The 13458-nt window shown below is 50.3% G+C and carries 12 protein-coding genes; 3 read left to right on the forward strand and 9 right to left on the reverse strand.

Annotation, left to right across the window (positions count from 1 at the left end; translation table 11 throughout):
- Positions 1 to 27 precede the first annotated feature (27 nt).
- Both CLV60_RS08000 and CLV60_RS08005 read left to right on the forward strand, forming a co-directional pair.
- Positions 28 to 702, forward strand: a complete 675-nt coding sequence (locus CLV60_RS08000; protein WP_211302213.1) for a FadR/GntR family transcriptional regulator — start codon at positions 28 to 30, stop codon at positions 700 to 702.
- Between the two features lie 28 nt (positions 703 to 730).
- Positions 731 to 1942: an MFS transporter gene (locus tag CLV60_RS08005; RefSeq protein ID WP_170118738.1), complete on the forward strand. Its 1212-nt coding sequence runs from the start codon at positions 731 to 733 to the stop codon at positions 1940 to 1942.
- A 329-nt stretch (positions 1943 to 2271) separates the two neighbouring features.
- On the opposite strand, the gene CLV60_RS08015 is transcribed toward CLV60_RS08005, so the two are convergent.
- The 3 genes from CLV60_RS08015 to CLV60_RS08025 are packed head-to-tail and all read right to left on the reverse strand — an operon-like array spanning position 2272 to position 6178.
- Positions 2272 to 4911 (reverse strand): carboxypeptidase-like regulatory domain-containing protein, encoded by a 2640-nt coding sequence (locus CLV60_RS08015; RefSeq protein WP_170118739.1) that lies wholly within the window; start codon positions 4909 to 4911, stop codon positions 2272 to 2274.
- Positions 4908 to 5726, reverse strand: coding sequence for a GLPGLI family protein (locus CLV60_RS08020; RefSeq protein WP_106594841.1), 819 nt, complete (start codon positions 5724 to 5726; stop codon positions 4908 to 4910). Before CLV60_RS08020 ends, CLV60_RS08015 begins: the two co-directional genes overlap by 4 nt.
- 59 nt (positions 5727 to 5785) lie before the next feature.
- The gene (locus CLV60_RS08025) at positions 5786 to 6178 is read right to left on the reverse strand and encodes a hypothetical protein (protein WP_146151531.1); all 393 of its coding nucleotides are present in this window, start codon (positions 6176 to 6178) and stop codon (positions 5786 to 5788) included.
- Positions 6179 to 6367: 189 nt separating this feature from the next.
- On the opposite strand from CLV60_RS08025, the gene CLV60_RS08030 reads away from it, so the two are divergent.
- Positions 6368 to 7030 (forward strand): hypothetical protein, encoded by a 663-nt coding sequence (locus CLV60_RS08030; protein ID WP_146151532.1) that lies wholly within the window; start codon positions 6368 to 6370, stop codon positions 7028 to 7030.
- A gap of 40 nt (positions 7031 to 7070) precedes the next feature.
- On the opposite strand, the gene CLV60_RS08035 is transcribed toward CLV60_RS08030, so the two are convergent.
- From CLV60_RS08035 to CLV60_RS08055, 6 genes are all read right to left on the reverse strand, one after another.
- Complete coding sequence (locus CLV60_RS08035) at positions 7071 to 7457, reverse strand: GreA/GreB family elongation factor (RefSeq protein ID WP_106594844.1); 387 nt, start codon at positions 7455 to 7457, stop codon at positions 7071 to 7073.
- Positions 7458 to 7612: 155 nt separating this feature from the next.
- Entirely contained in the window at positions 7613 to 7957 is a 345-nt protein-coding gene (locus tag CLV60_RS08040; protein ID WP_106594845.1) for a hypothetical protein, read from the reverse strand.
- A gap of 51 nt (positions 7958 to 8008) precedes the next feature.
- Positions 8009 to 8974 carry a hypothetical protein gene (locus tag CLV60_RS08045; RefSeq protein WP_106594846.1) on the reverse strand — a complete coding sequence of 322 codons (966 nt, stop codon included), beginning with the start codon at positions 8972 to 8974 and terminating at the stop codon, positions 8009 to 8011.
- 174 nt (positions 8975 to 9148) lie between these two features.
- Positions 9149 to 10381 carry a polysaccharide deacetylase family protein gene (locus CLV60_RS08050; RefSeq protein ID WP_106594847.1) on the reverse strand — a complete coding sequence of 411 codons (1233 nt, stop codon included), beginning with the start codon at positions 10379 to 10381 and terminating at the stop codon, positions 9149 to 9151.
- Between the two features lie 30 nt (positions 10382 to 10411).
- Positions 10412 to 11344 carry a c-type cytochrome gene (locus CLV60_RS34480; RefSeq protein ID WP_211302214.1) on the reverse strand — a complete coding sequence of 311 codons (933 nt, stop codon included), beginning with the start codon at positions 11342 to 11344 and terminating at the stop codon, positions 10412 to 10414.
- A gap of 44 nt (positions 11345 to 11388) precedes the next feature.
- Complete coding sequence (locus CLV60_RS08055) at positions 11389 to 13407, reverse strand: PVC-type heme-binding CxxCH protein (protein WP_211302215.1); 2019 nt, start codon at positions 13405 to 13407, stop codon at positions 11389 to 11391.
- Positions 13408 to 13458 lie beyond the last annotated feature (51 nt).

Genomic DNA, 13458 nt, shown 5'->3' on the forward strand with positions numbered 1-13458 from the left:
AGTATTTTTTCCGAAACCCATCTATCTTTGTCGTCAGATGATATGATGAATACGCCGATAACTAAAAGATCCTTAGCCGACGAGGTAGCGAACCAGATCAAGGCCTATATCCGGTCGGGACATTACGTGGCCGGTCAGCGGCTGCCTACGGAACCCGAATTGATGAAGCAATATGGGGTAGGGCGGTCTTCCATTCGTGAGGCCGTCAGGATGCTGGCGAATTCCGGTTTGCTGCGTGTGCAGCAAGGGCTTGGGACATTCATCAATGAGTTTGTAGAGGATAATGAAACCTTACACCAGCGTTTGAACCGTGCTGCGGCAAAGGACATTGACGAGGTAAGGCAGCTCCTGGAAGTGAAGATCGCGCAAAAAGCCGCGCTCAACCGCACGCAGCAGCAACTCGACGAAATCGAAGGTTTCCTGAACGAGCGCATCCAGGCGGCTCACCAGGCAAAAATCGAGGAATGCATCCAGGCGGATATCAACTTTCACGTCAGCATCGCCAGGGCGGCGGGTAATGAAATTCTGGCCGATATGTATGCTGCATTTTCGTCCCGACTGAAAAGCTGGTTTTTACAAATTCACTCCGACACCAGCTCGTTCATTCAGACCAATGATCTGCATAAATCGCTGTTTCTGAGCATCAGAGATGGGAACGAAGAGCAGGCATTGCGCTTTGCCAGAGAAATTTTAAGACACTAAATTTTTTTAATATTAAACATCAGATGATATGATGAATAATCCGACCGCCGAGCAATTACCCGCATCCGTTTTGCCACCCGCCAAAACGGTGTACCCGATCCTCTTTGCGATCAGTTTCGCACATTTGTTGAATGATACGATGCAGGCAGTCATTGCGTCGATTTATCCCTTGCTCAAAGTTGACTTTCACCTGAGTTTCGCCCAGATAGGTCTGGTGACATTGTGCTATCAAATCACGGCCTCTCTGTTGCAGCCGTTTGTGGGGCTTTATACCGACAAAAATCCTAAACCTTTCTCGATAGCTGTGGGCATGGCTTTCTCGCTCATCGGGGTTCTGTCGCTGGCCTGGGCAGATTCCTTCGGGCTGGTGTTAATCGCTGTGAGTCTGATCGGTATTGGTTCTTCCATTTTTCACCCGGAGTCGTCACGCATTGCCCATTTGGCTTCCGGCGGCAAGCGGGGGTTCGCGCAGTCGTTTTTCCAGCTGGGCGGCAATAGCGGTAGCGCCCTGGGGCCGTTGCTGGCAGCATTAATTGTCGCTCCATTTGGTCAGCACGGCATTATGTGGTTTTCAGTTGCCGCGATTCTGGGCGTGATGCTGGCCATCCATATCGGGAAATGGTACAAAGGCAGCGCATCGCAGAGAGCGGCCAAAACAGTGTCCGCTGTCCACAGTTCGCTGAGTCAGAATAAAGTGGTTTTCTCGCTTGTGATCCTGCTTATCCTGATTTTCTCCAAATATGTGTATCTGGCGGGCATGACGAGCTACTATACCTTCTTTCTGATGAATAAATTCGGCCTGACCATTCAGGAGTCTCAGATTCAATTGTTTATATTCTCGTCAGCCGTTGCCATCGGCACAGTCGCCGGCGGGCCGATAGGGGACCGGTTCGGACGTAAGTATGTGATCTGGATTTCGATTCTTGGAGCTGCCCCGTTCACGATGCTGCTGCCGTATGCCAATCTGTTTTGGACCACCATTCTCGCAGTTTGCATCGGCCTGATTATCTCTTCTGCCTTTTCGGCCATTGTGGTTTATGCCCAGGAGTTGGTGCCCGGCAAAGTAGGGTTGATTGGCGGCTTATTTTTTGGATTATCTTTCGGTATGGGCGGGCTCGGTTCAGCATTGCTGGGTACCCTGGCGGATCATACGAGTATCGAATATGTGTTTCAACTTTGCGCGTTTTTGCCGCTGATCGGTATTATCACCGGGCTCTTGCCGAAACTGAAAAACGGGTGATTGTCCAATGGATTGACTTGAAAATTAGTGCAGGTTAATGAATGAAAATCATTTCCATTTTTTAATTCTGCTCCAATAAATGTCTCCTATAACTGCAACAATCAGAATGCCTAAAACAACATATAAAGTCGGTCCTACTTTCCAATGTTGCAATTTGAATTGTATAAGCAACAGGAGAATTGCCGCTATTGCAATCAATACTATCACACGAGCTGCATTAATGTAAATCCTTTGCATGTTGGTAGCCTGTTTGTTAAATGTGCGTCAAGATAATGTAATAAGTATTGAAATATTGAAAAATCAATGATTATTGAGAATTCTTTCAATAATCAAAAAGGAATTCGGACACTCATCATGACCTGCCTTGGCCTGAGTTGGAAGCCGCTTTCCGCAGTCGTAAATGTTGAATTTATGATCGATACATAGTTTTGTGCATTTGTCAGGTTCATTCCCCGGATTTCGAGATCGATTTTCCTTTTCCCGAAAGTGTAACGATAGCGCAGGTTTAAATAAAACTGGTTTTGATTTGCGCTTCCCCGTGTGGCGTAATGCTCCGCGTCGAGCCGCAATGCATGTGCATTAGCCGGATAGACATCCACACCCAATTGCAGTTGCGAAATGCCCGATGTTTTACTGCGCTGATTAGCGACCCGACTTTGCAAGAAATGACTGATTGCGGAAAGCTCGATACCGAGGTAACTGGTAAATAGTGTCGAGGCTGATAGCCCGACGCGGTAATTCCCGTTTCGAATGGTAACCCGGCGATCGGTCAGGATCTGTTCGGACCGGGTAAATCCGGCGTCGCTGTTCAGCTTAATGGAGGTTTTGATTCCGCCAAAATATTTTCCAATGCCTAAATGAATATTCTTAGAAAGCTGGATATTGTTGTTCCGGATAAAAGTAAGTTCCGCAGCACCCGTTGAATCGATGCCGGTGCGGTATTGCAAGTTGTGATTAATCCGCATCAAAGAGCCCGCCAGATTTAAGAATATCAGTGAAAGGGGGTTTTTATAGTTAATTCCGATCCTGCCCGTGAGGATTCTGTTAACCGGAATGGCCCCGTACATCTTCTGTATGTTTCTGTATGACCTGAGAATGAATCCGCTGTATACCTGTGATGGATTTCCGAAGTCATAAGAATAGCTCGCGCCGGAGGTGAAGTCGGTGTACTCTGTGATCCGGTATCTTGCCGTTAACGAAGGTTCGAAGGCCAGCTGTGTCCGTTTTTGAAGGCTGTCCTTTATGAAATCCGATATGCTGAATGCATGCATTCTGAGCGGAAGACTCAGTTCTATCTGCCATTTCGAAGATTCGTAATAGCTGCCTATTTGTGCGAATGGTGCCAGGTGCGTGTATTTCAAATCGTTCCGAAATGCATTGTCGTGCATACGGATGCTATCGCCTGCGGAGGTATGTATCGCGCTTTCGAATTGATGATTGCGGAAGTTCAATCCTGCCGATGGCGTGAATGCGATCCGTGAAAATTGCCGGGTAATGCTGATTGTGTTTCTGGTATCCAACTCGGTGGTACGGATATTCTGCGAGATTGACTGGAAATCTTTCCCTGCATTGAAGAGCGACGGGAAAACACCGGGCTGGATGGTCAGCGTTTCCGGGCGCCGGTTGAAAGCCGTTTGTGAGTGGATGTTTAAGAGCTGTTTGCCCGCGTGCGTAATGATGGCAAGGCTGTTTTGCAGCTGCGTTTGTTTAGTTGTTAAATCCTGATTGGTTTGAAGCAGGTTCCGGCTCAGGCCACCGGTGCCATCGATTTGTCCGAACTGCCCGCTGGCGTTATTTTTCAGAAAAAGGCGTTCCGTGTTTTTTTCGACCACCAAATTGCCATTCAATACCTTTGCATCCGAGCGGTTTGCGATCCTTTCGTCGATTTCGACAACCCCGCCGGGCGTCAACAGCCGCGTATAGTTCCTTCCGGCTTGTTGCTGCATCTCGTCCCGTACGCCCAGTCCGAGTTTCAATTCGGTTTGATTCTTTGTTTTTTTGATCAGGTTGAATGAGGCAAGGTGAGATCTGTTGTCGAGCCATCGGTCGGGGCTGGTGTTGGGGGTATTCAACGACTGAATGCTTAGTACCGGACCCGGAATCCTTGTTTGCGACGATTGGGTCAGCACATCCAGCTGCCTGGAAAGGTCCGTCCCGACATTGTTGCTTTGCAAGCTCGTTATCGCCTGGAAACTTCGGTTGAACAGCATCGGAGTGAGGTTCGCGTCCCATAAAGCCGGGCTTAATCCTATGCCGGCTTTCGCGCTTCCGGTGGTTGTGACCTTTTTAAGTTGAATATTCAGGGAAGCGCTTTCTGAAAACACTTTTGATTTCAAAATTTTAATCGGCTGATCGTTTTCCATCACCTGCACTTTTCTGACAGCGTCGGCCGGGAGGTTCTCGTTGGCGAGATTGTACCTGCCTTCCAGCAAATCCAGACCGTTGATGTAGTATTTTCCGATCGGGTTACCCTGGTAAAGGATCTGGCCGTTATCCTTGATTTCAATGCCGGGCATTCGTTTGATCACATCCGCAATCGTCCGGTCGCCTTCCGCCTTGAAAGCGCTGACCTGGTAATCGATCGTGTCTTTTCGTAGAATAACCGGAGGTGCCTTTACCGTCAGTTCTTGCAATTTTAATGCACTTTCCTTTAAAACTAACTGCGTAGCCTGTGATTTGTTGGGAAGCAGGAAGAGCCCGGGTTCGAACCCGAGGCGCGTAGCCTTGATCGTCAGCGTGTCGACTGCGAGAGCCGTTTTCAAAGTAAAACTCCCGTCATTGGCACTGAATGTGAATGCGGATATCGTATTGTTTTTGTTGATGATCGCGACATTCGCGTTAGGGATAACCGTGCCGCGCTCATCCACGACCTTGCCCGAAATCGTCGTTTGGGCAAAGGAACGGCAGCACCCGATCTGAATGAAGAAGAACAGGGCTGCGATGATTTGGTTGGCTATTCCAATTTTCAATGGGTGGAAAACTCGATCGGGTTGTTGTCGGATTTGATCTTTTGCTGTATTCGCTGCGTGATTTCACTTCGGCCCGATGTGAAAACCACGCCGGATTGTTCAGCTATCCCGACGGGATTTGCCCGATATTCCTGCCGTTTTCTGAAAAAAGTCCGTTTATCGGTTTTGACGGTTTTCAGCGGTGTCGTATCAGGTATTTCGCGCCGTGACTGCTTTAAGCCATTTAAAACAAAGTCGTATTGTTTTTTGGAATCGGTGAGGCGGATGATCAGGCCCGGTAGCCCGCAAAATTTATAGGGCCCCTCACTGACCGGTACCCTTTCTGTAAACCAGGCTTCCCATTTTCTTCCGCCAAACTCCGTAGTGGCCCGCTGGGCGGGATAGCCGGAAACGGTCGTGGTGTCCTGCGTCAAAGCCCATTGCAGGTGGCCCTCGGCCTCAGCGTATGAAAAATAATCATGGTAGATCCGGTCTGTGGTGCGGATCGCATTACAGCCGTGTTTGACAATGTTGAAATCGAAATCTGTTCGATGTTTTTGCAGAAATGAAATCAGATTCTGGCGGTTTGCGCCATCGCTGCTTGCCGAGATTGCCGAATCCTGCAAATACCTGTTTTGACTCTTGAACAGGGATTGCTCCTGGTTGATGAATAGGAGAAACGGCTCCGTTTTGGAAACTGTGCTTGTGCTGTCGGGATAAAATGTCAGTTGGAAAGTACAGGCGATGTCGTAGGAAACAACGGGAGGTACTTTGTCCTGGCCCATTGCAAATTCACAGGTCAACATCAGGAATGCGACGCAAGCAAATCGTAACATATCAGATACTTTTATGTTTTAAGTATGAATATATTATAATTTACTTATAGATTACAATGTCAGGGGCATTCACTTTCGCTCACACCGTCATAGACGACCATTTTCGCCGGGGCGATATTAGCGTTGCAATACCCGACGGCTTTGTTTTGTTGTTCAGCCTCAGGGTCATAATGAAATTGCAGTTGAAAAATCGTATCCCTTTTGATTAGCGATTGCGGAAGATTTATCACGGCTGCCACGTAGAATTCGCCTTGGCTGCCACCTTCCATCCGGGTGGCGTGCGGCGTCGGCCTCAGGAGCCGAACCAGATGTGTTTCTGTTTTGGTTGGACAGTATTGCGTCAGGTAAACGGCTGGAATGCATTGGATTTCCGACACCGGTTCTGTTTTGTCCTTCTTGCAGCTAATCAATGCCAGCAGTCCCAATGCAATGGGCATTATATGTTTTTTCATATTCATAGCGGTTCATACAGATTTCATAGCGAAGGATTTGAGTACTATTTTTAAAAGACGTCAAAACACTTGTAATCGTTGTAATTCAAAATACGGTTACTTAATATTAACGGTATTTTGAGGATTCGCAACGATGACCATCGAAATAAGTGTCTGGCAGAATATGAGAGAAAATCGGAGACACCGGCCATGAAAAAGCTATTCTGTTTTATTATTGTCGCTATGGTTGCCGCATTAATTGCAGTATCCTGTAAAAAAAAGGAGGCACCCGCGATAGAAGTTTCGGCCAGATTGAACAGGGATTCGGTCAATCTGGGTGTTTTGTATGTCGATCAGGCATATCGGCATATTGGTAAGGACTCGGCCAATCTCTTTGAAATAGATACTATTTATAAGATTTATCAAAAGCGGGTATTCCTTGCCTTTCCTTACAAAGGAGAAGGCTCGATCATGCTGTATTTCGGGGATGAGTTTCTGAATACCGAAATAGAAGGGCCTGCAAGAACTTTCGCGTTGTTCAATAGGGTGTCGTACCCGTCCGGATTGGCTTGCGCATGGGACGAAGAAAAAGGTACGTTGGTTGTTACCTCCAAGTACACGCCCGATTTGCTCAAAATGGTCTTTCCCGGCAAATCCGCTTATATAGACCCGGCCAGTTCCAGAATACATCATAGCCTGGCAAGTGCCAGGGCGGTGAATAAGGCCGGAGGCCAATCATTTATCACCTTCATTTATCACGATGATGATCCGAAACTGGGCCAGGTTACCTACAAGCTCAGATTGAAACAGCTGTTTGTGTATGTTCCGCAAGCGGGATTTCAGGGATACGACTCCTGGTATGCTATGTATTGATCCTATTGAATTCGTTTTTAGGGAATTAGCTGCCTTTCGTTCAAGCGGAACGCACGTCCAGGATCTTCAATTTACGAATACCGGCAGGCATTTTCCACTCTACGGTTTCGCCCTTGCAGAGACCGATCAAAGCGGCGCCCATCGGGGTAAGTACAGATATTCGTTGTTGCGAAATATCGGCCAGATTGGGCATGACGATGCTGAATTCCATTTCCCTGTTTGTGGTCAATTCCAAAACTTTTACCTGTGAGTTCAGACGGATGCTATCCGCCGGAAGCTGATCGTCTTCCACGACTATCGCCCGGTTCAGCTCGTAGGCAAGTGACATTTCAATTGCGGCCGGGCTGTCGGAGAAGTTGCTTGCAAACTGTTTGAGAAGGCGAAAATCATTTTTTCCAAGTATGACTGGGCTGGTGTTGCTGCTCATGATTCGGTTGGGTTTGTTGGTTGTCCACGGAGTGGTTTCAAGATTAAGGGTTAAGGAATAGCCTAGCAGTTCACCGCAACTCCGGGGAGATACGATGAAACTGCGGTCTATGATAGCGTTATGTGTTTGATGCTGAATGTTAAATGTCCCGGCTGCTATTTCGCGGGAACGGTATTTTGGAGGTCGGACCAGTATTGGTTGACGAAAATTCTCTCTTGCCGCGACAGCCCCTCGTTGGCTTTGGTAAGCCGGGCCAATATCCTGAGAAATCGCTCGGTGGCGATTTTGTACGAGTTTGCCGTTCGGTTCCCGACGGGACCTTGTCGTTGTGTCGCACCTGTTTTGTCAAGAACGTCGGCATTCTCACGGATAAAGTTGGTGATGATGGACATATCAGGCCGATGATGCGGCAAGTCAGCTTCCTGCTGGCGAAACTGGCCATGTGTGCTGAAAAGTTGCTGGATTTTTTCCAGTGCCGGTGAAATTCCCATTTTATCCATGCATTGCAAATCGTTTGGTACTCAGTACTTATCCTCGCTTGTTGATAGGGTTTAGTTAAATGCCAGTGCCGCAAACTGATGGAACACCTTTTCGTCGAGTTTGTAGCGATCGTTTAGGGTGAGGCTGCTGCGGGCGTTAAAAAGCGCATAATTTACCGCATTGTACATCAGCCAATAGGAGGGAGCCACTCCCAGCAGGTTCTGTTCAATCCTCAGGCGCTCGCGTGCCTGCCGGGCCAGCTGCACCGGGATTGGCAAGCTGCTAAGCAGGTTCTCCTCTTTGCGGCTCATCGATTTTTTTTGAAAATACTCATACACCATCGCTGTCAGCGTAAGATCCTGTTGTGTGACGGAGCTTAACAGGTCGATCAGCTGCTGCTGAAGTGCGTCCAAATCTATCTTGCGATTACCCTTTGGTCTGCGTAATTGCGGCAATGCATCCGGACTACCGGAAGCACCGCTTTTTCTTTGCTGCCCTTTGAAAGCGCCGGGTAACTTTCCGCGCAGCCAATCCTGGTAGTGGTCGAGTTCCGTGAAGGAATCTGCCCAGCCCATTAATCCATTCTGGCATACTGCCCGGTACATGCTTCCGCCGGGCAGCCCGTTGTCGGCCGTGAGCGTGCGTCCCTGTATGCTGAAAGGCGTTTTGCCGTTATAGCCATTGGTAACAATAATGCTCCGTTTCAGGCGCTCACCACCAATCGGCAGTTCTTCGGGGAGGATAATGCTGATGCTGAATTCTCCGGTAATGGTATGCTTGATCTGCAATTCATATTGATCGAACAGATTGTCAACGGCCTGCCTGATCATTTGGTTAGGAATGATGGTGTAGCCGGAGCTCTGTATTCCGAAGATTGTTTTTCGGTGCCCGGGCGGTGTCCCTACGATCAGCTGCTGCCGATCGGTGGCGATGATGTCATACTCGGGCAACATGTCGGACAGCAACACCGAATCTACCGGATAACAAATCTCCTCCCAGGATGTAGCCGTTTGCGGCATTGCAGTTAGATAAGTCATTCCAATTGCTTTTTTACAGTTGTAAATTTACAGCCGGGAATTGAATTTCCAATCTTTGCCCGTAATATTTAGGCAAAGATTGGTTTGGACTTACGCGGTTATTCGATCGGCTATGCGGCTCGCGCTGTCATGTGAAGGCAACTTTTCCTCCTGCTCAAACTGCATTCGCACGCTCTATCGGGCAGGCGTAAGCACTATTTTGCGCAGATCAAGCAGCGCACCGTCTGCGAATGCCTGACCAGGCCTGAATTTTACTTTTTGAGTGCCGCCGGTAAGGCGCAGGGTGCCCACAGACTTGCTTTGGAAAGTCTCCCAACCACCACTCCGGGCGACTTTTCCGGATAGCGAGACCTTCTCTGCCTCTAACACGAACGCTTTCCCGGCTTCTTTATCATCGACGGACCATTCCATGCGCACTTCAAATACGCCGCCTTTGGGAACGTCGATCTCCCATTCGACGGCATCCTTGGCGCCAAACCAGCCAAAGGCTTTCCATTTGGGCATATACTGAATTTTTGGGCCCGTGCCTTTGCCTTTTTCGGCTGTTAGATGAAGGACGCCTTTTGCGTCGGCGTACACAAGCTCGGGAATATTGATAGTGTCGCGTACCGCCTTCACGTAACCAGCGATTTCACTTACAGGAGCGATCCAGATGCCATTGTTGGGATCTTTGGCATATTCACAGAGTTTGCGAAGCATTGCCAGGCGGGTAGTTTGGGGGCCGGAGTCGGCCATCTCGTGCCCTGCGAGCACGAGCCATTGTCCCGATTTTCTGGCGGCTTCGATGATCGGAAGGATTTGTTCGAAGTCTTTACCGTCGGTTTCCATGCCCGTCAGCTGCGCGAAATCGCAATAGGCAGGGTCTACGGGCGCTTCGTCCAACCAGCCGCGTCCCGTCCCGAATAGTTCAGAGATGAGTGGTACAAAGCTCCGTGTCCCGCGCCCGCGACCTACGAACGTGTGTCCGCACGGATATGCGTAGGAGACAGGTGTTACCCCAAGCATGGCCTGGATCTGGCGATTGGTTTCTGTGAGTTCGAAGCGCATTTGGTCGAGTGTGTAAGTTTCGAGCGCCTTTTCCCTGGACCACACGAAATTACCGCTGCAAGGATGATGCAATGAATGATTGCCCATCTCGTGCCCGCTGGCTACGGCTTTTTTCCAGCCTTCCAGCTGTTTTTGAACGGCAGAGGGGACGAGGTAAAATGTCCCTTTTACACCGTACTCGTTGAGGAGCGGCACGCCCGCTGTCGCCTGACTGCCGCGTGCATCGTCGAAGGTAAGGCTGATCGCCATCTTTTTCCCTTCGGGCCACCGCAAGGTTTGCGAGCGGGCCGGGGACGTGACGAGCCCGAGGATGGCCAGGCAGGAAAAACTCAGATTGCGAAGCGAATATTTGTATTTCATAAGGGTAGGATGTTAGGATTGGATGGTCGCTTATTTAGCGCCTTTGATAAAGGCAAGCAAGTCGGCCATTTGTTGTTTATCGATGGATGCTTCGAGCCCGACCGGCATGCTCGACATGCCCAATGTTTTCAATGACTTGATATCCTTGCGTGCGATCACCCTTTTCTGGCCTCCGTAGTTGGAAAGCGTCAGGGCGGAAGGTGTTTCGCTGGATATTAATCCCTGCGCCGATTCGCCGGAGCTGAGTTCGATTTGCCAGAGATCATAGCCGTCGGCAATGGAAAAGTTGGGATCCAGGATATCTCCCATAATCGATTCGGGGCGCCTGTTTCGGATCGTGCCAAGGTCCGGTCCGAAGGCCACACCGCCTGCGCCGCCGACCTGGTGGCAAATCGAGCACTGCTGCTCGAACACCCGCTTGCCGGCTTGCGGATTTCCCGGCAAGGTCATGACCGGCTTGTAGGATTGTATCACAACCTGGCGCTGGCTTTCTTTCTGCGTCAAAAGCTGCCTCGCACGGTTGCGGATTGTTTCGTTCTGATGAGCCATCAGCGATACACTGCGCGGCCACCCCAGACTCGCCTGATCGATTTTGCCTTGTTCCAGTCCGTCAAGCAGGAGGGTAATCCGCCTGGGATCGGAAATGAAGAATCCTATGGCCGATTCACGTACATCGCGTGTTAATGACGCCCATCTTTCCAGCAGTAACACGCACACTGTCTCGTCCGGTATAGCGCTGAGCGTTTTTAACGCCGCGATTTGTACCTGACGCGGTTCGTTCGGCACTACCAGTTTTTTAAGTTTATCGGAATACTCCGCCGGGTTTTTGAAAGAAAGAAACTGAATGGCTTCTGCCCGTTTTTCCGGCGTTGCGCTATTATGGGAGGCTGTCAGTAGGGCCGTTTTGATAGCGGCCTGGGTCTCCGGTCCGGCCGGGAGACCGGTTTTTCGCAGGAGCTGCATGCTCGCCTGCCTTATTTCCGTATTGGGGTTTTTCAATGATGCATTCAGTAACAGCGTTTTTCGGCTTCGAGTTGGGCAAGATCTGTTTTCTTGTTCAGGCTTTCGGCGAGCCCACGTAACACGGGCGCCTGCCACCCCTGCGTGCTCGCGGGAGCCACTGTTTTCCGGATGATCGAACGGATAGCGGCAGCATCGCCCCGAGCGCCGGTTAACGTGCTCAGCCGTTGCACCAGCGCCGCATATGCTCCGTTCCCCGGTTTGTAGCGTTTTAAAGTTTCAGCAAACAGCACATCGTTCCCATAGGCCGAAGTGAGCGCGGCGGTTTGTACCCAAGGGTCCCGCAGGTCTTTGAACAGAATTGTTTCGCGAGCTTTGAGCGCCTCAGCCGATTGTATTTCGCCCAGGGTCAGGAGCGCCTGAAAGCGAACTTTTGCATTTGCGTGATTCGCCAGGGTAGTGAGGGCAGGTATTAGCTCCGGAAACTCCGTCAGGTGCAGCTCAGCGATCTTGACGGAGTTTTCTGCTACACCCGCTTGTGGGTCCCTGAGCGCACGTTGCAGGTCGTCTGCGCGGAGCGCACCCAGGCCCTCCAAAGCCCATAATGCGTGTAACCGGCCTTTGGGGTCTTTGCCATTGGCCATGCTTCTCAACAGCGGAATAGCTGTTTCATGATGGCGGTCCAGCAGCAGTCGTTGCGCATTGCGGCGCCACCAGATGTTCTTGTCTGCCAGTTTTTGGACCAGATCAGCATCCGTCAATGCATTCAGATCCAGCTTGCCCGACCACGACAACCGGGGAGTACCTTTGGGTGAAATGCGGTAAATTCGTCCCATGTCCCGGCCATTATAAAGCGCCCCGGATTTCACGACCTCGTCGGCCATCCACTCCGGATGCTCGATAATCTGGCGGTAGTAGTCCACGACGTACAATGCACCATCCGGCCCGATGTACATATTCACCGGCCTGAACCAGGAGTCGGTGGAAGCGAGGAACTCTTTTTTATCCTGCATACGGCTGGCCGTAAAACTCGCCCCGTTATCGCGGATAATATCGGCATGGACCAGGTTGCTGACCGGTTCCGCAACGAATGCGACGCTATCGTAAGGACTTGGAAACAGACCGCCCTGATAGCTCGTCAGCCCGCAGGCGGAGGTAAATACACCCAGGTCGGTGAGCAATTGATGCTGCGGGCTCTTTGTAATGGGAAACACTTCCGAGGAATGATCCGATAGGGTCTGGGTTACTTTGGAAACCAGCAGATCGGGGTTACGCTGCAAGTAGCGGTTGGCAATTACTTCGTGATAACCGGGGTTAGCATTGCTTACGAGCAGATAATGCCCCCACTGATCGAATGTATGGCCAAATTGTGTGTAGCTGCTCAATACTTCCAGTCCCTTGGTATCAGGCTGGAAACGTACACCTCTTCCCAAACCATTTTCGGGTAGACGGGGGCTGTCGGCGAGATGCGGATAGCGGATTTCCCCGCCGCGGTCGCCGAATTCCTTTTGAAAAGTTTTGGTCGTAACGGCTGGTTCATGTCCGAGGTAAATCCAGTTGTCGATGCCCAGGATCGGGTTGTTGAAGTTATGTTGCGGGTTGGACATCGCGAAACCCGTCAGGAGCGTGTCGCGGGTATCTGCCTTCCCGTCGCCATTGGTGTCTTCCAGGTAGAGTACATTGGGCGGGTCCGTTACCAATACGCCCTTCTTCCACCGCAGGATACCGGTCGGCAGCACCAGATTTTCGGCAAAGATGACCGAGCGATCCATTTTTCCGTCGCCGTCGGTATCTTGCAGCGTCCTCACCTTGCCCGTACCACTTTTATCGAGCGGATAGCCGTGCATTTCGACGACATACATTACTCCGTTTTCATCGATTTCCATCGCCACCGGATCGGAGATTACCGGCTCACTGGCCACCATTTCGATCTGAAATCCATCCGGGATTTCAAATGTGGCGATTGCATCTTCGGGCTTTACCTCCCGGGGAGGCAAGTCTTTTCGCTCTATGGCAAATGCACATACCCCGCCGCAAAGCGCCAGGACAGCCAGAAAGCGTTTCATACTGGTATTGTTCATGGGTAATATAGCTCTGCCGGCGCCAATAGTATTTGG

Source organism: Dyadobacter jiangsuensis (genome assembly GCF_003014695.1).
Classification (GTDB): Bacteria; Bacteroidota; Bacteroidia; order Cytophagales; family Spirosomataceae; genus Dyadobacter; species Dyadobacter jiangsuensis.